The sequence below is a fragment of the Streptomyces acidiscabies genome (assembly GCF_020010905.1).
In the GTDB taxonomy this organism is placed as follows: Bacteria; Actinomycetota; Actinomycetes; order Streptomycetales; family Streptomycetaceae; genus Streptomyces; species Streptomyces acidiscabies.
The window spans coordinates 3,006,355-3,027,328 of the sequence record NZ_JAGJBY010000002.1 but is presented as its reverse complement, the minus strand read 5'-3'; the positions used below and the strand labels follow the sequence as shown (position 1 = coordinate 3,027,328).

The 20,974-nt window shown below is 73.0% G+C and carries 16 protein-coding genes; 2 read left to right on the top strand and 14 right to left on the bottom strand.

The features are described 5' to 3' along the window. Position 1: 1 nt before the first annotated feature. From J8M50_RS39880 to J8M50_RS39845, 8 genes are all read right to left on the bottom strand, one after another. Entirely contained in the window at positions 2-955 is a 954-nt protein-coding gene (locus tag J8M50_RS39880) for a protein kinase family protein (RefSeq protein ID WP_050987294.1), read from the bottom strand. Then, entirely contained in the window at positions 952-3,228 is a 2,277-nt protein-coding gene (locus J8M50_RS39875; RefSeq protein ID WP_223786397.1) for a hypothetical protein, read from the bottom strand. Before J8M50_RS39875 ends, J8M50_RS39880 begins: the two co-directional genes overlap by 4 nt. After that, positions 3,225-6,602 (bottom strand): tubulin-like doman-containing protein, encoded by a 3,378-nt coding sequence (locus J8M50_RS39870; RefSeq protein ID WP_010361070.1) that lies wholly within the window; start codon positions 6,600-6,602, stop codon positions 3,225-3,227. The genes J8M50_RS39875 and J8M50_RS39870 overlap by 4 nt, the downstream gene beginning before the upstream one ends. Before the next feature lie 22 nt (positions 6,603-6,624). After that, positions 6,625-8,799, bottom strand: a complete 2,175-nt coding sequence (locus tag J8M50_RS39865; RefSeq protein ID WP_050987439.1) for a vWA domain-containing protein — start codon at positions 8,797-8,799, stop codon at positions 6,625-6,627. A gap of 209 nt (positions 8,800-9,008) precedes the next feature. After that, entirely contained in the window at positions 9,009-10,091 is a 1,083-nt protein-coding gene (locus J8M50_RS39860; protein ID WP_010361068.1) for a hypothetical protein, read from the bottom strand. Continuing rightward, positions 10,088-13,033: an AAA domain-containing protein gene (locus J8M50_RS39855; RefSeq protein WP_223786396.1), complete on the bottom strand. Its 2,946-nt coding sequence runs from the start codon at positions 13,031-13,033 to the stop codon at positions 10,088-10,090. The genes J8M50_RS39860 and J8M50_RS39855 overlap by 4 nt, the downstream gene beginning before the upstream one ends. Then, a complete protein-coding gene (locus tag J8M50_RS49870) occupies positions 13,027-14,619 on the bottom strand; it encodes a phosphorylase family protein (RefSeq protein WP_010361067.1) in 1,593 nt (530 codons plus the stop codon). The genes J8M50_RS39855 and J8M50_RS49870 overlap by 7 nt, the downstream gene beginning before the upstream one ends. Positions 14,620-14,787: 168 nt before the next feature. Further along, positions 14,788-15,801 carry an ArsR/SmtB family transcription factor gene (locus tag J8M50_RS39845; RefSeq protein ID WP_010357646.1) on the bottom strand — a complete coding sequence of 338 codons (1,014 nt, stop codon included), beginning with the start codon at positions 15,799-15,801 and terminating at the stop codon, positions 14,788-14,790. A gap of 134 nt (positions 15,802-15,935) precedes the next feature. Here J8M50_RS39845 and J8M50_RS39840 point away from each other — a divergent pair, with 134 nt between their 5' ends. Both J8M50_RS39840 and J8M50_RS39835 read left to right on the top strand, forming a co-directional pair. Further along, positions 15,936-16,310, top strand: coding sequence for a hypothetical protein (locus J8M50_RS39840; RefSeq protein WP_010357645.1), 375 nt, complete (start codon positions 15,936-15,938; stop codon positions 16,308-16,310). Positions 16,311-16,585: 275 nt separating this feature from the next. After that, positions 16,586-16,879, top strand: a complete 294-nt coding sequence (locus J8M50_RS39835) for a fascin domain-containing protein (protein ID WP_010357644.1) — start codon at positions 16,586-16,588, stop codon at positions 16,877-16,879. A gap of 7 nt (positions 16,880-16,886) precedes the next feature. On the opposite strand, the gene J8M50_RS39830 is transcribed toward J8M50_RS39835, so the two are convergent. Genes J8M50_RS39830 through J8M50_RS39805 form a run of 6 tightly spaced genes read right to left on the bottom strand, consistent with a single transcriptional unit; the run spans position 16,887 to position 20,974 of the window. After that, positions 16,887-17,759 carry a cytochrome P450 family protein gene (locus J8M50_RS39830; protein ID WP_010357643.1) on the bottom strand — a complete coding sequence of 291 codons (873 nt, stop codon included), beginning with the start codon at positions 17,757-17,759 and terminating at the stop codon, positions 16,887-16,889. Between the two features lie 22 nt (positions 17,760-17,781). Continuing rightward, the gene (locus J8M50_RS39825; protein ID WP_010357641.1) at positions 17,782-18,558 is read right to left on the bottom strand and encodes a thioesterase II family protein; all 777 of its coding nucleotides are present in this window, start codon (positions 18,556-18,558) and stop codon (positions 17,782-17,784) included. A gap of 18 nt (positions 18,559-18,576) precedes the next feature. After that, a complete protein-coding gene (locus J8M50_RS39820) occupies positions 18,577-18,765 on the bottom strand; it encodes a hypothetical protein (protein WP_010357640.1) in 189 nt (62 codons plus the stop codon). Positions 18,766-18,778: 13 nt separating this feature from the next. Then, a complete protein-coding gene (locus J8M50_RS39815) occupies positions 18,779-19,528 on the bottom strand; it encodes an SRPBCC family protein (RefSeq protein WP_029184358.1) in 750 nt (249 codons plus the stop codon). Between the two features lie 8 nt (positions 19,529-19,536). After that, complete coding sequence (locus tag J8M50_RS39810; protein ID WP_010357637.1) at positions 19,537-20,760, bottom strand: cytochrome P450; 1,224 nt, start codon at positions 20,758-20,760, stop codon at positions 19,537-19,539. Position 20,761: 1 nt separating this feature from the next. Further along, positions 20,762-20,974: an MbtH family protein gene (locus J8M50_RS39805; RefSeq protein WP_010357635.1), complete on the bottom strand. Its 213-nt coding sequence runs from the start codon at positions 20,972-20,974 to the stop codon at positions 20,762-20,764.

Sequence of the window (20,974 nt, the reverse complement as noted above, 5' to 3'; positions counted from 1 at the left end):
CTCAGTAGGCCCTCCCGCCGAACCAGGTGCGGCGCCGGGCGGGCCCGGGCCCGGCGGGGGCGGGGGGCCGGTCGGGGACGACGCCGGCGGCCCTGCGTTTGCGTTCCATCGCGCGGTCGTACTCCTGCCGGTGGGGTTCGAGGGGGTCGGGGCGGGCCTCGGCGAGCGCGGCCGGGTCGGGGCCCGGCATCAACCGGGCCAGGACCAGGGCGGGTTCGGGGCGGGCGTCGGCCAAGGGGGCGAAGGCGTCGCCGAGTTCGAGGGAGCGGTAGGAGGCGAGGTCGGCGGGCGGCCCGTCGGGGTCGCCGGGGTGTCCGGCGGCGAGCTGGTAGACGATCTGCGCGGCGCTCCACAGGGCGTCGCGGGCGTCGTAGCGGCCAACTCCCCTGCGTTGTTCGGGAGATGCGTACGGCGGGGTCCCGGCGGGCAGCCGGGGTGCGCCGAGCGGGGCGGCGGAGGCGAGGTCCCAGAGCTGGACGTGTTTGCCGTCCCAGCGCACGGCCGCCGGGACGAGCCCCGTGTGGACCAGCCCGACGCTCTCCAGGAGCCGGACGGCGAGCACCAAGTCGCGTTCCACGGTGCGCTGTTCGGTGGTGGAGATGCCGTAGGAGAGGCGGGCGGCTGGTTCGCCGCGCGGGGGCTCGTAGAGGAGGAACGGCTCGTCGGCGTCCATGTCGTGGCCGACGAGCGCCGGGAACAGGCTGCGGTAGGGGGTGGTGCCGAAGGCGCGGTGCACGGTGAGCGCGGCGCGGGCCTCGGCTTCGAGGCGGGCGGGTCCGGTCTCGGGGTCGGCGGCGGTGAGCCGGACGACGGGGCGGTCGGCGAGGCGTGCGTCGCGGGCGGTGAGCGGGGGCGGGACGGTGCGGCGGCGGGGTTCGCCGACGGTCACGGGCTCGGTGCGGCGTACGCCCTGCGGGGTGAGGAAGGACAGGCGGCCCTTGGGGGTGTCGTTCACCAGGTGTCCTCGGTGTCGGCGGCGGCAGCGGTGCGGCGGACGGTGTCGATGACGCCGTGGCGCAGGGGGGTGAGGCGCAGGGTGCCGCTGTAGCGGCCGGGGAAGAGGACGGGCTGGTCGGCGGCCCAGGCGGGGCGGCGCGCGGTGTGCGGGGCGAACCGGATGCGGCGGGCCTGGCCGGGGTCCTTGCTGAGCAGCGCGGACTGTTTCGGCGTGACCAGTTCGACGAGGTCCGCCGTATCCGCCGCGTCATCATCGGATTCGCGGGCGGCGACCCCCAACAGCGCCTCCGTGTCGGGGCGTTCACGGTCGGGGCGGTGCGGGGAGGGGGCGACGACGCCGTGCCGGTCGATGTGCCGCCGGGCCGCGTCGAACAGGGCGCGTACGTCACCGCGCGTCCGGGACGCGCTCCAGCTGAGGGTGGTGCGTACGGCCGCGTCGAGGTCGTCGCGCAGGGTCGCGACCAGCGCCGGTCCGCCCTCGCCGGCCTCGCGGCCCAGCCAGCGGGGTACGTCGGCGCCGGTGGCCGTCGGCGGGTCGAGCAGCTCCGGCGGGACGAGCCTGAGGCCCTCCCCCAGGCTGTCGTACGCCCCTTGCCGGGGCCGGGGGACGCCCGCGCACTCCTGGGCGGTGTCGGCGGCGGCGCGCAGGACCCCAGCGGCGGCGCGGGCCAGGTCGGCGAGGTCGCGGCGGTGCCCGGCGGCCCACCAGCGGCGGGCGGCGCCCTCGGCGAGGGCCGCGTCGAGGTCGGTGAGGATACGGCCGGTGCCGTCGGCGCCGGAGGTCCGCCACCAGGCGTCGGCGGCGGCCCGCCGGCCGAGGCGGGCCAGCAGCAGGGCGGCGAGCAGGCCGCAGGTCAGGGCGGGTACGGGGGTCCAGGCGGGCAGGTCGAGCGCGCGGGCCGCGAGGACGCCGGCCGCGACGCCGGGGACGAAGGCGGCGGTCGCGAGGAGCCCGGCCCTGAGGTTCCGCAGGCCCGCCCAGATCGCGGCCAGCACGACCGGCGCGCCCAGTGGCACGAGCCCGGACGCGGCGCCCGCGAGGAGGGCGAGCGGGAGGCTGGGGCGGACGGGGTACGGCTGGTGCGAGGTGATCGCGGCGATGCGGTCGGGCGAGCAGCGGCGGTCGGCCTCCGAGACGGCTTCCGTGCTCGCGGCGGGCACGATCTCCTCGCCGAGGGCGACGAGTTGCGCGGCCACCGCGCGCAACGGGGTTCCCCGGTCGAGGAGTTGCTCGGTCGCGACGCGCAGGGCCCGCGCGAGGTCCTCGCGTGTGAGCGCGCTCGGCGCGACCGTCACGTCCGCCGTCGGCGGGTCCTCGAACCTCAACACCTCGACGATCAGGGCCCGGTGGCGTTCCAGGGCCTCCACCGCGTCGGCCAGCGCGTCGGGGGCAGCGCCGGTGCGGCGGGCGCGGGCGAGCGCGGCGAGGGTGTCGGCGCAGCGCCTGCGGGAGCGGTCCAGGCGGCCTCCGGGGGTGGCGCGGACGTCCGCGCCGGTTCCGGAGAGCAGGTCGCCCAGGTCCAGCACCCCTTCCGGCAGGGGCTGTTCGGTGTCGCCCGCGAGGCGCAGCAGGGCGTCCGTCCAGGCCCGGTCGCGGGCCGCCGGGGACAGGTCGTGCTCCAGGAAGCGGACGGCGGGGACGGCGGCGGAGTCGGTGAGGGCGGCGAGCCGGTCGAGGACGTCGTCGAAGAGGCCGCACAGGACATCGACGAGGACGGAGAGGGCGCGGGGGTCGTCGGGGGTGACGTCGGGGTCGCCCGCCGTGCGGGCCGCGCGAAGGTCGCCGGCCCACAGGAGCCCGCAGCCCTCGCCCCGGAGGGCGGCGGGGCGGGTGAGGCGGGGGCCGTGGTGGGTGGGGCGGGCGGGGTCGGGGGCGCCGGGGTTCCAGGGGTCGGCGGGCGCGTACGCCGGTGCTGTGGCGGAGCCCGGGGAAGCGCCCCAGCCGTCGCCCGGCCCGAAGTCCCACGGCCCCGCGAGCGGGTCCCACGCCTCGGCGGTGGGCGCGGGCGGCTCCGGCGGCGGCGTCAACTCCCCGACGGCCAGGGCGAGTACGGAGGTCCGCTTGCCGTAGGCGATGACGCGCTCGTACACGCTGTGCCGCAGCCCGAGCCCGGCGGGCGTGTCGACGATCAGGAACCGGTAGTGGCCGTCGGCGGGTTCGGGCCGGCCCACCTCGCGCAGCCGTTCGGCGACGGCGGACCGCAGCCCGGCCGCGTCCGTGAGGCCGCTCGCGCCCTGCCTGAGGTCGAGGACGATGACCGGGCTCGTCATTCGACGTCCTTCCACGGGTCGCCGGCCTCGCCCGCGCCGGGGCGCCGGACCGGCTCCTGTTCGCGGGCCTCGGCCCAGACGGGGGCGGGGGTGTCGGGTTCCTCGCCGGGCCAGCCGTCGGACCCGGCGGTGGCACCGGCGAAGGGCGGCAGGGGCCGTTCGCGCTGGGGTTCCCCGGCGTCGGGGCGGTTGTCCCAGGGGAACGCGCCCCGGGCACGCGGTTCCTGACGTTCCGTCACCTCGATGACGTCGATCTCGCGCAGCGCGTGCCGCAGTGAGCGCAGGGTCGGCGCGACGGCGTTCTTGTCGGCGAACGGGATGTCGAGGGCGGCGGGCAGGAGGTCGGTCCAGAACTCCAGGAGGGAGTCGGCCCATTCGCCGGAGGTGTGCACGGAGCGCGTCAACCGGTCGCGGATCAGGGCGATCTGACGGGGCGCCAGTTCCTCGACGACGTACGTGTACAGCGGGTGGGGCTCCTCGCCGAGGTTGTTCGCGCTGCGTTCCATGAGGGCCTGGCAGTACGTCTCGACGACGGCGTCCTCGGTGAGGAGGGCGATCTGTTCGTAGGCGTGCAGGAGCCTCGCCCAGCCGGAGACGCCGCGCTGGGGCCGGTCGCCGAGGCGCAGTTCGATGCCGGGGACGTCGGTGGTGACGTCGTCGGGGAGGCTGCTGTGCAGGCGGACCAGGACCTTCACGGGCTCGTGGTCGGTGCCCTCGACGACCTCGACCTGCCCCTTCCACAGGGCGCACAGCAGCCGGTGCAGAATCTCGCGGCGGTCCTCGGTGGTCGCCGCGAGCCACTCGCCGCCGCGTCCGAGGCGCTGGCGCCAGTCGAGGTAGTCGGCCGCGACCTCCGTCTCGCGCGCCTTCGCCCAGCGCTTCAACACCTTGCGGACCTCGGGGACTTCGGTGAGGCTCATCTCGCGGCGGAACAGGACGACGGTGATCGAGTCGGTGTCCACGCCGTTGAACTCGGTGCTCCCGCGCGGCAGCGAGAGGTGCTTGCGGAGGTAGTCCTCGACGGTGTCCTTCGCCGAGGAACGCGGGTAGACGACAAGGACCTTGAGCGGTCCGCCGCCCTCGGGGACGAAGCCGTGCGGGATCAACCCGGCGATCTTGAACCGGAATTGGTCGAGCGCGGCCTTGCCGACGGACTCGGCGGCGGCGCCGACCCCGGCCGCAGCCTCCAGCAGCATGGCCATGGACGGCAGGAGAGGCTTCTCGTCGTGCAACGTGCCGCTCTGCGCGAAGAGTTGCTTGATCCGCTGCTCGATCGCCGCCTTCACGGGCGCGACGGCCGCGTCCGGGTTGCGGCGGGCGGTCGTGCGCGCGGCCTGCCACGCGTCGGCGCCGACCAGCGCGTGCACGAGCGCCGCCTCGTCGTCGCTGTCCCTCAAGTTCTCGCGTTTCGTGAGGCGTTCGCGCAGGTCGTCGTAGAAATCGGTGAGGTTGTTCTGCGGCGGCAGCAGGTAGGAGACACCCGTGCGGTCGTCGTACAGCTCCAGAACCTGCGCCTTGTAGGCGCGCGGCTCCTCCTCGCGGTGTTTGTGGAACACCTCGACGAGGGCGGTGATCTCGGCGGTGAGCGCGGCGGCCTTGGGGCGCCAGCGCTGTTCCTCCGCCCGCCACGCCTCGTGCCAGATCGCCTTGGAGCGCGCCGCGTACCAGGTGTTCTGCTCGGCCTCGGTGCGCGCCCTCAGCTCGTCGTGCCGGGTGCGGGCGAGGCGGGCGGTGATGCCGTCCTTGAACTTCGGTACGGGCGGCGGGAGCAGGGCCCGGTGCTCGCCGCCGCCGGGTTCGCGGCCCCGGCTCTCCAGCATGCCGAGGACACCTTGCCGGGTGACCGGGTCGGGGTCGCCGGGGACGCCCTTGACGACGCGTTCGACCTGGAAGGGGTCCATGGTGCGCAGGGCGCGCTCCAGCGCCGTCTGCGGCGAGAACTGCTCCGCGAGCACCGGCACGCGGCGCGCCACCCGGCGCCGTAGATCCTCCAACGTCGCCTGCATCTCGCGCAGTCGGGTCGTCAGGGACTCCTCGATGCCGGCGCCGCCGCGCTGCGCGGGGCGTGCCTCGGGCGGCGGGAGGGGGTCGCGGTTCCACAGCTCCTCCAGGCCCGCGTCCGCGAACATGCGGCGCACCGTCCCGGCGTACTCGTGGCTGTGCTGCGCGGAGGAGTCCGCGAGCCGGGACACGCCGTGCGCGAGCAGACGCGCCGAGACCAGGTCGGCGAGGGGCTCCAAGGGGACGGTCATCGAGGCGACCAGGCTCGTCGAGACGCCCCGGTGACCGATGCCCGACTTCGCGCGGATCCGCCGTTTGGCATCGGAGTTGATGAAGCTGGACGCGAACGTCTGGTGCTCGTCGTCCCGTCCGGGCGCGTCGCCCAGTTCGGCGCCGATCAGCGACATGATGAGCGACACCATCGACCGGCGCAGGTCGTCCGGGCGGATCCCGGCGGTGCGGCTGAAGAGGAACGCCGTCGGCATGACCCCGGCGTCCAGGCGTACGACGCGGTCGTGCGGGTAGCGGATCGCGGTCCCGGAGGCGTGGTCGACGTCGCCGATCACGTCGTCGGCGACGGGCACGTTCTGCTCGTCGACCAGCCGGAACAGGTCCACCACCGCGCGTGCGGCGTTGAGTTCGGCGTCCCGGCCGCCGCCCTTGGCGAGCGGGAACGCGGACGGCATCACGACCAGCGGGTAGATGCGGGCGCCGCTGAAGTTCTTCTCCTTGAACGCCTGCCCGATGAAGTGCAGGTAGTCCAGGAAGATCCCGGTGCCGGTGCCCCCGGCGACGGAGAACGCCACGAACACGTCGCAGCCGGAGATCGGTCCGCCGCCGAGGCGGCTCAACTCGCCGCCGGAGCGCCCGATGATGTCGATGGCCTGCTGCAACGGGCCCATCACCGGCGTCAGATCGTCCCGCAGGAGCGTCCCGAACAGGGCGGCGCGGCCGACCGTGGGGAGCTGGCCCGCGCCGTTGCGCAGCGGGGTGATCCTCGGTTCGGTGGCCTGCGGGGGCAGCCAGTCGCGGGTCTCGCGCGGGATCGCGGCGCGCAGTTCGCGCGTCACGCTCGGCGAACTGTCGTAGCCGGGAAGGAGATCGTGGGTGGCGCGGGCGGTGCGCGCGTACGCCCCCTGGAGCGCGGGTTCCACGCTCAGGTGCGGGAGCCGGGCGAGTTCGGCCTCGCTGTAGTCGGCGTACACGAACTGGAGGCATTCGGGCAGCTGGTAGCGCTGGTTGATGCCGCGCGAGGCGAGCGCGGTGCCGTCCGGGCCGCACAGGGCGGCGCGCAGCCGGCGTTCCAGTTCGGCGCCGACGAGCCCGCCGGTGCCGCCCAGGCCGACGTACAGCATCGGTTGGTTGATCTTCATGGGGTGCCTTCCTGCGGGCGGTTCACAGGTCGGGGTGGCCGACCTCGGAGGCGTACGGCGACCAGGTGTCCGGGGGCGGCGAGGGGGTACCGTCGACGACCTTCAGGACCAGGTCGGCGCCGGCGCTCGCGCCCTCGCCGGGCCGTACGGTCACCGATTCCTCGGCGCCGCGCCGCAGTTGGACGTCGCCCTCGGGGGTGCGGCGCATGGCCCACTCGCCTTGCGCGGAGCGCCGTACGCGGGGGCTGTCGCCGTCGTCCTCGACGTCGAACCGGTACCAGCCCGCGCGGCCGTCCAGCACCGGGTGGGTCGCCAGTTCGCGGCCCCAGGGGTCCTCCAGGACGAGCGTCCCGCGCGGGCGTGCGGCCCGCCTGCGGGTGTAGAGGCGCAGGCCGTAGAAGGCGGCGGCGAGCAGCAGGAGCAGGGCAGCGCCCGCCACGATCCACTTCAACGGGTTGCTTTTCCTGCTGACCGAGACCACGTCGAGGAGCTGGTCGTCGAGGACGACGCCGGTGTCGTCGGTGACGACGATCTTGCCGCCGAGGGCGGTGGGGTCGGTGCGGACGCGGAAGCCGAGGTGGTCGCCGACGGTCAGTTTCACCGTCGTGCGGTGGGCCTCGGCGCCGGGTCCGACCGTCACGTGGCGTGGGGTGAGGGTGAGTCCGGTGGCCTTCGTGTCGGCGAAGGCGAGGGTCAGGGTGTGGGGTTTCGTGTCCGTGTTGGTGACGGTGAGCTGCGCCTCGTGCGTGTCCCCGGGGTGCAGTTCGGCGCCGCCGAGCGCGAGGGCGGCTTCCACGGCCCGGCCGGCGGTGAAGATCGCGGCGGGCTGGCTGCGTACGTCGGGCTGGAGGCCGACGGCGGACACGGTTGACGTGAACATGAGGGCGCCGGACGCCTGGCGGGGGACGGTGACGGTGCCGGCGAACCTGCCGTGGCCGTCCCCGGCCAGCGCGAACGGCACCGGCCTGTCGATGCCCTTGCCGGTGAGGGTGCCGGTGACCGTGATGCCGCGCAGGTCGCGCGGGTCCGGGACGGACTCCTCGCGGGTCAGGATCGGCACCCGCATCTCGACCTTCGCGCCGGGCGCGGGCGCGTACTCGCTGAGCGAGATCGTGGAGCGCACCGCGCCGTGCCACAGGACGCTGACGCTGGCCGCCTTGTCCCGGTGCCCCTCGGGCGCGTCCAGCGCGACCCGCCAACTCCCGGGCAGGGGGCGGGTGATGCGCAGGGACTCGGTGGCGGTGCCCTGGCCGGTGAACGCGTACGTCGAGTCCGCGTCCCGCGTGCCGGGGTCGACGCGCCTGCCTCTCGGGTCGTAGTACTTGACGGTGACGGCCGGGTCGCCCTTCTCGACGACGATCGTGCCCTCCGTCGCCAACGGCGAGATCCGTACGGCGAGTTCGCCCGGCGGGCGCTTCGAGCCGCCCTCCTCGCGGTAGTAGCAGCGGGCTGTCGCGAAGGCGTCCTGGAGGGCGCCGCTGATCTGCTGCGGGTCGACGGCCATGTGGGGGCGGGGGCGGGCGTCCTTCAGGTTCGCGCAGCCCGCCCGGTAGCCGGCGTCGGCCATCTTCTTGAGCGCTTCCTCGTCGGCCTTGCCGAAGCCGAGCGGCCAGATCTGCACCCGTGCGGCGGCGGCCTCGGCGAGCGCGTCGGCGAGGTCCTTCTCCGCCGCGTCCTGGGCCGTACGGGCGTCCAGGTTCCGGTACTTGAGGCTGTCCTTCACCTCCAGGACGCCGTCCGTCATCAGGAACAGGACGCGCGGGTCGGTGTCCGGCGCGGTCCGCAGGTCGGCGACGGCCTGCCGGATCACCTCGATGAAGTCCGTGCCCGCGCCCTCGCTCTGCTCGCGGCGGCGCAACTGCCGGGCGCAGTCGGCCGTCTTGGCCCGCGCCAGCGCGTCCAGGGCGCGGGCCGGGCACACCTTGTCGACGGCGGTCTGGCCCTCCTTCTCTGCGCTCGCGAAGCCCAGGACCTCCAGCGTGGAGCGGTTCGAGGGCTCGCTGACGGCGATCGCGCCGACGGCCTCACGCTCCCGGTCGACGTCGGTGGGGTCCAGGCTGGCGGACTCGTCGGCGGCCACGACATAGTGGACGGGACGGTCGGACGCCGGGGCGGGTGCGGCCTGCACGGCGGGTGCGGCTGCTGCGGGTATGGCCAGGGCGGCCGTGACGGCGCACAGTACCCGTGAAATGGTCAATCTCGGTGCTCCCCTGAAATCGCGTCCGGAAATCGCGTCACCTCAGGAGGCGCCCCTCTCCCCAGGGGCACCTCCGTGTGGACATTCACGCTATTCCCGCCGGGCAGCCGACGTGTCTGATTTCCATAAGAGCGTGGCGAATTAGTTGCGGGGAGTTCGATGCGAAATCGATCAGCGGTTGACTGTGTTCTTTTTTCTCTTTCCGGTGACTATTTCTGACCGGGTTGGACGTCCAGGAGTGCGGCGAACCGGAATTCCTGTAGGCGCAGCGTCTCGGTGTCGCGCGGGCGGGCCGTCCCGAACGCGTCCATGCGGCGGCGCAGTTCGCGGCGGCGGGCCCGGGGGTCCTCGCACCAGAGCTGGAAGAAGCCGCCGGAGCGCAGGACGACGACCGAGCCGAGCGGGGGGAGGTCGGGGTGGCCGGCGTTTTCGGCCCAGGCGTCCTCCGCAAGACGTACGCGGTGCGGGCCCCCGGGGTCGCGGTGGGGGCGGTGGTCGGCGAGGCTGTGGCGGCTCAGCCAGCGGCCCGCCTCCTCCTCGAACCGCCGGCGCGCGTCACCGCTCGCCACCGCGAGGGCGCTGACGCAGCCGGGGGCGCCGTCCAGGGCGCGGCTCAGCACCGGGTCGGGTTCGCCCCGGTGGGGGCGGGTGCAGACCAGGTGGCGGCCGTCGGCGGTGCGCACGACGTGGGCGAGGAGGTACTCGACGTCCCAGGCCAGGGCCTTGGGGTCGGCGACGCCGGGTTCCGCGAGGGCCTCGGCGGCCTCCGGGCGGAAGGGGTCGGGGGCGAGGAGGGCGGGGGGTGAGGTCCAGGTGTCCAGGGGGGACGGGCCTGCCGGTCCCCGTTCGGCGTAGCTCTCGGGTAGGGGGGTGCCGGTCCAGGCGTCGAAGTACACGATGCGGCGGTCGCCGAGCTTCACCGTGTACATCTCGCCCGCTTCCAGGGAGCGTTCACCGAGGGGGGTGAGCGCCAACTCGCCCTGGTTTTCGGTGAGGTGGCCGACGGCTGTGAGGTAGGCGAGGGCCTGGCGGGTCAGCGCCGGGTCCAGGGCGAGGAACGAGGCGAGTCCCTCGGGAGTGGTGACCCCCGCTTCGGCCACGGCTCGGATCAGGTAGCGGTCGATGAGCTGGTACGGCTCGGCGGTCGTCACCTTCGCCTCGACCTCCACCCGCCACACCGGCAGCAGGAGGTGGTGGACCGTCTCGGGGGCGGCCCTCAGGTGGAACGCCGCGTGCTCGACGGCGCGGGCGGGCGGGAAGCCGAGGGGGTTGTTGCGCTGGCGGGGGATCATGCGGTGCGGGCTCCGAGGCGTGCTTCGAGGTCGCGGGACGGCAGCAACTCGCCGACGTCCGCCGTGTGTTCGCGCAGGGCGCGGGCGAGGTCCCGGAAGCCCTCGTCGGTGGCCCGGGTGAGGGTGTCGAAGTCGCCCACGAGGATCAGGCGGCGCCGGGCCCGGGTGAACGCGACGTTCGCGCGGCGGAGTTCGTCCAGGAAGCCGACCGCTCCGCTCGGGTTGGAGCGGGTGAAGCCGTACAGGATCACGTCCCGTTCGCCGCCCTGGAAGGAGTCGACGGTCGCGATGTCGCCCGTGCCGGGCGGGAGGTCCTTCAACAGGTTGCGGATCAGGGCGGCTTGGGCGCGGTAGGGGACGATGACCGCCCACTCCTCGTCGTCGGCCGTGCAGCGGCGGGCGAGGGCGGCGAGGAGGTCGGCTTCGGCGCGGTTGACGCGGGAGCGGGGGTCGCCGCTTTCGGCGCGGTCTGTCGGGGGGAGGTCGCAGGTGTCGATCAGGGCTAGGGGGGTGCGGAAGAGGGGGGTGAGGGTGGGCCAGTCGGGGATTTCCAGGGGGGTGGTGTGGGGGCGGCGGGGGTTGGCTGAGTGGTGGGGGTGGCTCGTGCTGCCGGGGTCCGGGGGGGCCGGTGTGAGCAACTGGCCGTCGTAGAACGCCTTCGAGCAGAAGTCGGCGATCTCCCGGGGCATGCGGCGTTGGGTGCGCAGGTGGGCGACCGCCGTGTCCGGGAGGTGGTCCTGGAGGAGTTCGAGGATGCTGCGTACGGTCAACTCGGCGGCGTCGGGGCCGTGTTCGGCGTGGACCCGGGAGACCGTCTCGTCGTCCGCGTACGGCGGGAGCTGGCGGTGGTCGCCGACCAGGACCGCGCGCGGGGCGCGCACCAGGGGGACGAGCGCGTCGGCCGTGGTGATCTGCCCGGCCTCGTCCACGACGACGAGGTCGAACTCGACGCCGGTCAGCAGCGCCGGTCCGGCGGAGCCGCTGCTGGTGGCGCCCACGACATGGGCGTACCGGACGAGTTCGGCGTGCAGTTGGCCGTTCGCCGCGCGGACGTCGTCCCGCCACTGCGCGAGGACCGTGCGGCGGGCCGCGAGGAGGGGGTGCGCGGTGCGGGTCCAGCGGGCGAACTCGTACAGGTCCTCCGGTGCGTCGCCCACGGGCGCGAGCAGCGCGCGGCACGGGGCCTCGGCGTACTCCGCCTCCTTGCGCCACCGGGTCACCTCCCGCGCGGCCCGCTCCACGTTCTCACGCTGCTCGTGCACGGCGGGGTGGTCGCGGGTCGCCTCGTCGAGCGCGTCCTCGGCGGTACGGCGCTCACGTTCGGCCTGCTCGATCGCCTCGTCGTAGACGGTCAATGCCTTTTCGGCGCGGGCGAGTTGGCGTCGGCGCCACCAGCCTGGGCGTTCCTCGGCGAGGTCGGTGGGGTTGGTGAGGTCGGTGAGCTTTGTGAGCCGGTCCGCCGTGCGGGTCCTGCGGTCCAGGGTGCGGCTCAGGCGTACGGCGATGCGGTCAAGACGCAGCTGCGCCGGGCCCGCGACGCTGCGGCGGGCCTCGTCCAGTGCCGCCCTCGCGTCCCGCTCCCGCCCCAGCGCCGTCTCCAGGGCGCCGACGGCCTCGTACAGCGCCTTCGGCCAGTGGTCGGCGCCGGGGCCGCCCGAGGTGTGCGCGGAGAGGCGGGCGCCGACGCGGTCCAGGATGCCCTGGCGGAGGTCCGTCGCACGGTGGTCGAGGAGGAGGTGGCGGGCGGCGGGGTCGACGCGGTGCTCGGGGCCGACTCTGAGGGTGACGAGGTCGGCGGGGAGGCGGGTGAGGACGTTGTCGACGGCGGTGTTGCTGTGGGCGGTGAGGAGGACGCGTTGGCCCGATCCGGCTGATGCGCGGGCCAGTTCGGTGATGACGGTGGTTTTTCCGGTGCCGGGCGGGCCGATGATCGCGGTGAGGTCTTGGGTGGCGAGGGCGGTGTGGAGGGCGGCTTGCTGCCATTGGTCGAGAACCGAAGTGTCGTGCTGTGTACGGGGGTTGCGCTGGCCCCGCAGGGCTCTGCGGGGTTCCGTGCCCGCACCCGGGCGGGGTGCGCGGGTGCCCGCGAGGATCGGGAGGAGGTGGGGGTTGCGGGTGTGGCCGTCGCGCAGCGCCGTGAGGGCGTCGGTGCGGCGGGCGTGGACCGTGGTGTTCTCGACGCGCTGCAACTCGCCCTGTTTCGGGAGGTGTTGCCAGTCGACGGGCCGGTCCAGGGCCAGGGTGAGGCGGGCGCCTCGCTGGTCGACCGACAACACCTGGCCGCGCAGGGCCGGTTCGCCGCCGATCCTGAGGACCTCGTCCTCGGCGGGGAACCGGCGTCCGTGCAGGACGAACGTGTACGTCGCGCGGTGGGCCGTCGGGAGGACGTCCCGGTAGGTGAACGGCCGTGCCGCCGCCGCTCGTTCGCGTTGCAGCTCGTGTTCCGTGTCGACGGCCTTCGTGAGGAGGTCGAGGTGGCGGGCCTCGCGTCCGTCGGGGGCCGTGTGGCCCTTCGTCGCGATCTCCTTGCGGAGGAGGTCCCATTCGGCGGTGAGGCGGTCCCAGTGGGTGTCCGCGTGGGCCGGGGGTGTGTCGCGGACCGTCCATGCGGTGGGGCGCAGCAGGAGGCAGCCCCGGGCCAGGCGGTGGTGGTCGTCGAAGCGGAGGGGGGTGACCGTGCGGACCTGGTAGCCACGGGCGTCCGGCGCGGGGACGAGGAGGGCGAGCCAGCCCCTGCCGTACAGGGCGAGGGCCTGTTGGCGTTTGCCGGGCGGGGGGAAGGTGGCGGGGGTGGCGTCCCTCGCGGCGAGGTCGGCCTCCAACTCCTCGATGGTGCCGGGGAGATGGGGGTGGTCGCGGCAGAGGCGGGCGAGGATGCCGTCGAGGGAGCGGGAGGGGGTGAGGACCAGGGGGGTGGGGAGGTCCAGGGTGCGGGTCAGCATGAGGTGTGGTTCTCGGATCGGCGTAGGTGGGCGGCGAGTTCGGGGGCGGTGGGGCGGGCGGCGGGGTCGGGGGCGAGGGCGGCGCGGAGGAGGTCGTCCAGGTGGGCGGGGGCGTCCGGCAGGTACGTCCGCAGGGGGAGGACGCGGGGTGGGGTCGGGGGTGTGCCGGTGAGCAAGCGGTAGGTGAGGGCGGCGAGTTGGTACACGTCGGTGGGCGGGCCGATGAGGTCGGGGCGGTAGGTGGCGTACTCCTGCTCGGGGGCTCGGTAGCCGGCGTAGCCCTCGCCGGGGCGGGGGCGGCGGAAGGCGGCGCCGAGGTCGCGCAGACGCGGCTTTCCCGCCGTCCACAGGAGGACGGTCTCCGGGGCCAGGCAGCGGTGGGTCACACCCTGTTCGTGGAGGACGCCGAGCGTTTCGGCCAAGTGGCCGCAGGCCAGGAGGACCCATCCCTGTGCGCTGCCGAACACCGGTTCCGTGCCGTAGGCCTCCGCAGCGGTCGGCGCCGGCCCCCTGGACCGGCCCGGCCAGGGCAGAGCCAGCACGGCGGTGCCGCCCAGTTCCTCATGGACTCCGCGTCCCGGGAGCGCCCCGTACGGCCTTCGCGTGAGGAACTCGTTCTCCAACCGCAGCGCTTCCCGCCCGTCCCCCGGCCCGTCGACCCGCCGCAGCCAGGCATGTTGCTGTCTCCGGCCGAGCCACAGCGCCCTCCCCCAGAACTCCCCACCCAGCTCACCGAGTTGATCGGCCTCCAGCAGAAACTCCGCGTGTCCGACGCGCACAGAGGCCCCCGCCCGCCACCCGCGCGGAGCCCCTGCCCGCCGTACGACCACCTCGGGTACGGCCACCTCGCCCTCGTCGCACTCCACCTCCCGGATCACCGCCACCGCGAACGCCGCCGCGTTCCGGGCCCCCAACTCCGTCCCCTCGCGCGTCCGGTCACCGATCCCCCGTACGGTCACCGCAGGCCACCCCCGATGCATGTGCGCGGCCTGCGACACCCCCGCGCTCTCCATCTCGACGGCCACGGCGTCCTCGTAGTGCCGGCGCAACTGCCTGGAGTACGCGGTGTCCTCCCCCGCGTGGACGACCTCCCCGGCGGCGACCGGCTTGAAGTGGACGGGCGGTGCGGCGGGGTCCCGGCGCCAGCGGCGGTGCACTGTGGTCGCCGACTGCCGTACCTCGTGGGCGAGTTGCCAGGACTCGGGCCGGGCGTGGAAGCCGTCGTCGGTGACTTTGGCGCCGTGGACCCCGTACACCTTGGTCGCGACCACCACGTCCCCGACGGCCACGCTCTCCTTCAGGCTCCCGGCGGTGCCGACGAACATCACCAGCCGGGGCTGGAACCGCTTCACCGCGTGGGTCGCGACCACCGCCGCTCCCCCGTTCCCCGTACCGATCTCCGCGAGAGCGACCCGCCAGGGTGTCCCGTCGATCCAGCCGAGCCGGTACACGGTGCCGATCTCGTCGCGGGCGGCACTCTCCGGGTCCCCCGCCAACAGCCGTTCCACCGCGTCGAATTCGATGTCCGACGCGGTGAGAACGACGACCGTGGGGCCGTCGTTCTCCTTTTCCCGCGTATCGCGCACACGTACCTCCCCTCACCCTGACCGGTTGACAGCACGGCCACTTTAGCGACGGGAATACGGGGACCAGGGAGGAATTCGGCAATCCCCGGGGCGCGGCGGAATTCGCACAACTGAGCCGTTTTTCGAACTCAGTTGATAGTGAGCCTTTCCTGACCTCAGTTGGAGGGGTCAGCGGCGGTCGGGCAGGGGTGAGGCCGCGGCGTGGAGGAGGAGTTCCGCGCCCAGGGGGGTGAGACTGTGGTGGCGGGTCCTGCCGGTGCGGTGGGTGGTCACCAGGCCAGCGTGCCGCAGGACCGTCGCGTGTTCGCTGGCAGAGGCGATCGACAGGCCCACCCTGCGGGCGAGTTGGCTGGTGGAAGCCCCCTCCGCGATCACCTCCAGCACAGCCGCGCGGCTGTGCCCCAGCAGGGCGGCCAGCCCGCCATGGGGACCGTGGAGGCCGGTTGCCAGAGCCCGGGGAGGGCCGTCGCCGGCGACGTCGTAGTACAACGTCGGCTGCTCGGTCGCCCGTTCCTCGTCCGGGTCGCAGGGAACGTAGGACATGAAGGCGGCCGGGGCGAGCAGCAGTCCCCGCCCGCCCAGGTGGAAGTCCAGGTCGTCCGGGGCCTCGATCTCCAGGTGTGGCGGGCGCCAGCGCATGCGCGGGTGCAAGGTGCTCAGCACTTGTTCCAGGCCGCCGTGCCGTAACTGCCGTGCACGCTCCGCCAGGTCCGCGGCGATCGTGGAGGCCAGGCCGCGCCAGTACGGTGCGACGGCGATGCGGTGGTAGTCGCGGATGGACTGGGCAAGCCTGGCCGCGGCGGCCCGGTCACCGTCGGCAAGCTCGCGGGCCCACCCGGGCAGACTCCGGTGCTGGGCCACGTACTCCAGGTCCGCGCGCAACTCCTGTCGGGGCGTGGCCAGCAGCCGGTCCAGTTCCTCCTCCAGCGTGTGCAGGCCCTGTTGAGGACGGAGGAAGCGGGGCACGGGGTGGGAGGACGAGGTCGGTGTCAGCCCGCTCAGCAGTGGCGGCGCGGACGGCTTCAACGCGGTTCTGACGGTACGACGCCACAGGTCGAGTTCCGAGGTCCCCGTACGGTGCACAAGTCGGCTGGCGCTGAAGGCAGTCACGCCGAGGGGACTCGGTGCATCTGCCAGCCGGGTACGCGCCAGGTCGGTGAGCGTGAAGTGGATGCGCAACACCGTATTGCCCTCCGCGGTACGTCGGGACGTGCTGGCGATGGCGATCGTCCCAGGTTTCGGCGAGGGCCGAAACGTATTTTCCCCGCCGCCGGCGGCCGGGATGGTGTGCTCACCCAAGTGATCGGGAGGCAGATATGAGAGTCAAGATCCGGCGCCGTGGCGCCTCGATGGCGGCAGTTGCCGCGCTGAGTGCCGGGGGGCTGGTGCTGGCGACGGCGGGGAGCGCGTCCGCGAGCTCGTTGCTCACCGTGCAGGTCGGCGCGGCCGTCTTCGTCAGCACCAACTTGGCCTCCGGCACGGTCGGAGTACCGGACCTCTGGAGCGGTGACCAGCTCCTGACCAACTGCTGGAGCACCGGTCAGAACCTGGGCCGGGGAAACATCTGGTACCACACCCTCGACGAGCGCTACGCCCACCTCGGCGGACTCGAACTGACCGTCACCGGATGGACGTACGCACCGTACGTGGACAACAGCGCCGCAGCCAACGGGTCCATTCCGCACTGCTGACCGGACGCCGTTCTGCTGGAACGAGGAAATGAAGCATGAACATCAGGAACAAGCTCGGGCGTGCTGCGGGCGTTGCGGTTGCCGCAGCCGGGATCGTGGGGCTGAACCTGCCCGCAGAGGCGTCGGCGAGCGAGGCTTAGCCGGCGGCTCTACAGGCCTGCACCATCCGGACCGTCAACGGAAACCACCTGACGGCGGTCGACGGGGGAGGGCACACGACGAACGCGATCCAGACCGATCGGACCGTTGCCGGGGCATGGGAGAAGTTCACGTTCGTGCCTGCGGGAGACAACCTCCACTACGGGCTGAGAACCAGTAACGGGAACTACCTCACCGCCGTGGGCGGAGGAGGTCAGGCCAGCGCCGACGCCATCCACACAGATGCGACCGTCTTGTCGACCTGGGAGGAGTTCCGCTTCTTCTCCAACCCGAATCTCATCCAAGTGGTCGACGGGCATCTTCTCACTGCTGTGGGTGGGGGTGGCCGGACCACCGAAGCCCTCCATACGGATGCGACTTTGGCGACCTTCGGCTCGTGGGAACTGTTCCACCTCACTTGCACCGGGTGATGGGATATCAGGGAGCCGACGGTGCCGTCAGACCAGTACCCGCAGCTCCGGAAGTCTCGGCGCGGTCCCCGGAATGACGTCCCGCTTCAGGCTCTCCGCCCCACCCGCCAGCCGGAGTTGGGGAAGCGCCGGGGATCGCGGTTGGCGGAGACGAGGACGAACTGCACGCAGTCCCCCTTCCGCACCCGCACCCCGTGCAGTTCGACATCCTCGGCGGCGAGCCGCATCCGGACGACGATGTCGGGAGCTGGGCGGTGTTGTCGTAGCCGGCCATGACGATGTTCATGACCATGGCGACGGCTTCGACCTCGTCCAGCCCGCACGCGAGCCCGCTGAGGAGGTCTTCGCCGGGGGCCGGGCGGCGTTCGTCGAGCAGCCGGGTGATCGTCTCGATCTCCACCAACTCCAGTGTCCCGTCGACCGAGTTGGCGAGCGCCTCGGTGAGCAGGTCGTGCGTGATCTCGGCGATGCGCGGGCGCAGCGCCTGCATACGGCGGGCGGTAAAGGTGCGGGCGACGGCCCCGCGCAGCCGCGTGTGGGCGGGCGGGTCGGCGTCGAGGGCGGAGACGAGGAAGTACTTCCGCATCTCCTCGGGCAGGTTGAGCATGTCGACGAGGACGCGGCGCGGGTCCTCGCCGGTGTGCCCGTCGATCTTCGCGGGGGTGTGCACGAAGCGCGCGTGGTCGCGCAGCCCCTCGCGGACGTCGTCGTAGCGGGTGACGAGCCATACGGGCTGCGTCTCGGTCAACCAGCCGCGTACGACAGGGCCTTGCTCGCGGACCGCGCCGAAGCTGGCAGCCGGGTCGGCGAGGAAGTCGGGGTCGAGAAGGAGGAGTTCGTTCGGGGGGCGGCTGGGCGGGGTGTCCGTCAGGTCGGTCACGTGGTGCTCCAGAGCGGGGAGTTCAGTGCAGGCGGACGGCGATGTCCTGGACGAGTTCCGCCTCGTGGGGGACGAGGAAGAAGTGGTCGCCGGGGAAGGTGCGCAATTCGTAGTCGGTGGTGGTGAGTTCGGACCAGGCGTGGACGTCGGCGAGAGGGCAGTGGGTGTCGTCGAGGCCGGTGTAGGCGGTCACGGGGGTGCGCAGGGGGATCGCGCGGGGCGGGCGGTAGGTCTCGATCAGGCGGTAGTCGGCGCGCAGGGCGGGCAGGAGGAGTTCGCGCAGCTCCGGGATGTCGTACACCTCGGCCTGGAAGTCGCCCAGTGCGCGCACGGTCGCGATCAGTCCTGCCTCGTCGTCCGGGTCCACCCCGGCGGGGCGGGCGCGGTGCGGGGCGGCCCTGCCGGACGCGTACAGCCGCTCGGGGCGTACGCCGCGCCGCTCCAGCCTGAGGGCGACCTCGTAGGCGATCGCGGAGCCCATGCTGTGGCCGAACAGCGAGACGGGGAGGTCCAGTTGACCGGCGAGGGCCTCGGTGACGGCGTCCGCCATCGCGGTCATGTCCGCGATGCACGGCTCCATGAGCCGGTCCTGGCGGCCGGGGTAGCGGACGGCGAGCACTTCGACGTCGGCCGGGAGGTGGGCGCTCCAGCCGTGGAAGAACTGGGCGGTGCCGCCCGCGTGGGGGAAGCAGATCAGGCGCCGGCGGGGTGGGCGGGCGGTGCGGTGGACGCGGAACCAGCGGTCGGCGGTGTGCTGTGGGGGCGGGGCGAGGTGCCGGGTGGGAGCGAGGTGGGGCATGGAGATGGCGCCTAACTGCTAGCGGAACATGCCGAACTGACGTGACGTCAGCAGCGAGAGGAAGTAGGGCAGTTTGTCGACGGCCCGCTTCGGGACCTGGACGGACTGCACGGTGTCGTGGGTCCGGTCGGTGACGACGAGGGTGAAGACGCCGTCCTGCTCGACGAGTTCGGCGGAGTAGACGAGGGTCGGGGTCTGCGTCTGCATGGGTGTGCTCCTTTCAGGGGGCCGTTTCGGTGAGCCACGTGTCCCACGTGGCGTCGTCGGTGTCCGGCACCGGTGTGAACAGGTGGTGGCCGACCCACAACGGCCAGCCCCAGCGGGCCCCGTTGTAGAAGCGGTACAGGCCGTCGGGACCGCGCAGGCCGAGGAAGTCCCCGTCGCGATGGTCGACTTGGACCTCGACCGGGCCGCCGGGCAGCAGGGCCCGGACGATGTCTCCCGCTGCGGCTTCCGGGGGCACACCGAGCCTTTCCCGTACGGCGTCGAAGGCATCCGGCGACGTCGGCGGTCCGGGCCTGGACGCCTTCACGTACGTGGCGGGGCGGCCGTCGAAGTGCCGCAGGTACTCCGCGAGGCTGTGCTGGTAGAAGTCGACGTGCCGTTCGGCCGCGTCGGCGCGTGTGTCCCAGCCGTCGTCGGGGGTGCCGGTGTGCACCCAGTGGATGCCCATCCGCAGCAGGGAGCCGTCCGGGTGCGGCTCGACGCGGTAGCTGAGGGTGTTGGTGAAGCCGTCCAAGTCCGGTGTGCGGCAGGCGAATTCGTGCGGCGGGTCCCAGGCGACGACCGTGGAGGAGCCGCGCGAGACGGCGCCGCCGAGACGGGGTTCGACGTCCATGGGGTACAGCCAGCCGACGTTGCCCTCGGTGGTGGCGACGGCCCGGAAGACACGGTCCGGCGTGCGGGGCAGGACCTGTTCGCGGTTCACCTTCAACTCGCGGGTGGGGGTGAGTTCCTGAGTCTCGGTCACCTCGGTGATCACTTCCTTGAGTCGTGGGTGACGGGCAGCGCGGTGAGGCGGCGTTGCAGCGGGTTGGGGCGCCAGTCCAGCGCGTCCGGGCCGGCCGCGAGGCGCAGGCCGGGGCAGCGGGCGAGGAGCGTGGAGACGGCGATCTCGGCCTCCAGGCGGGCCAACGGGGCGCCCAGGCAGAAGTGCGGTCCGTGGCCGAAGCCGAGGTGCCGGGGGTGGGCGCGGGTCAGGTCGAGGCGGTCGGGGTCGTCGTACCGTCCGGGGTCGCGGCCCGCCGAGGCGAGCAGCAGGTAGACCAGGTCACCGGGGGGCAACGTACGGCCGCCGAGGTCGAGTTGCTCGGCGGCCACCCGCACGATGGCCTGGCTCGGGGTGTCGTACCGGACGAACTCCTCCACCGCCTGGCGGATCAACTCCGGTTCGGAGCGCAGGTGTTCGAGCTGGTCGGGGTGGCGCAGGAGGGCGAGGAGGCCGTTGCCGACGAGGTTGGTGGTGGTCTCGTCGCCCGCCGTGATCAGCATGAAGCAGGTGGAGAGGACCTCGTGGTCGGTGAGCCGGTCGTCCTGCGCCTGCGCGGTGACCAGTGCGCTGATCAGGTCGTCGCCCGGGTCGGCGCGGCGCTCGCGGGCGAGGCCGGTCAGGTACGTCTCGAAGGCGTCGACGACCTTCTCGGCCTTCTCGATGTCCTCGTGGATCCGGCCCAACCCCCGGAACCACTCCTTGACTTGGGCGCGGTCCGCCTCGGGGATGCCGAACAGCTCGCAGACCACGGCGTGCGGGAGGGGGGAGGCGACGGCGGCGAGCGCGTCGAACGTGGAGCCGTCGGCCTCGTCGATCAGCCGGTCCACGACCCCCTGGATCCTGGGCCGCAGTTCCTCCACCCGCCGTGCGGTGAAGGCCTTGTTGACGAGTTTCCTGAGCCGCGCGTGGTCCGGCGGGTCGGTGTTGCTCATGACGCGTCCGAGCCGCGCGACCAGCCGGCTCAGCTGCCGCATCCGCCCGTCCTGCGCAACGAGCGCGCCGGTCATCCGGTCCTTGTCGTTGGACAACCGCAGGTCGCCCAGGGCCTGTTCGATGTCGTCGTACCGGAAGACGTACCAAATCCCCTGCGCCGTACGGTGGATGGGGTCGCTGTCCCGCATCCGGGCGTAGAAGGGGTACGGGTCCCGGCGGAAGGCGTCGCTCGCCATCGCCGCCGGGTAGTCGAGGGTGTCGGTGGGGGTCGCCGTCATCTCAGGCGCCCATGGCTTCCACGAGGCTCTTGGGCCGCATGTCCGTCCAGTTCCGCTCGACGTACTCCAGGCACGCCTGGCGCGTGTCCTCGGGATGTGCGACGGTCCAGCCGTCCGGCACCTCGGCGAACGCCGGCCACAGCGAGTGCTGGCCCTCGTCGTTGGTGAGCACCAGGTAGCGGGCGTCGTCGTCCTCGAAGGGGTTGGTCGACAT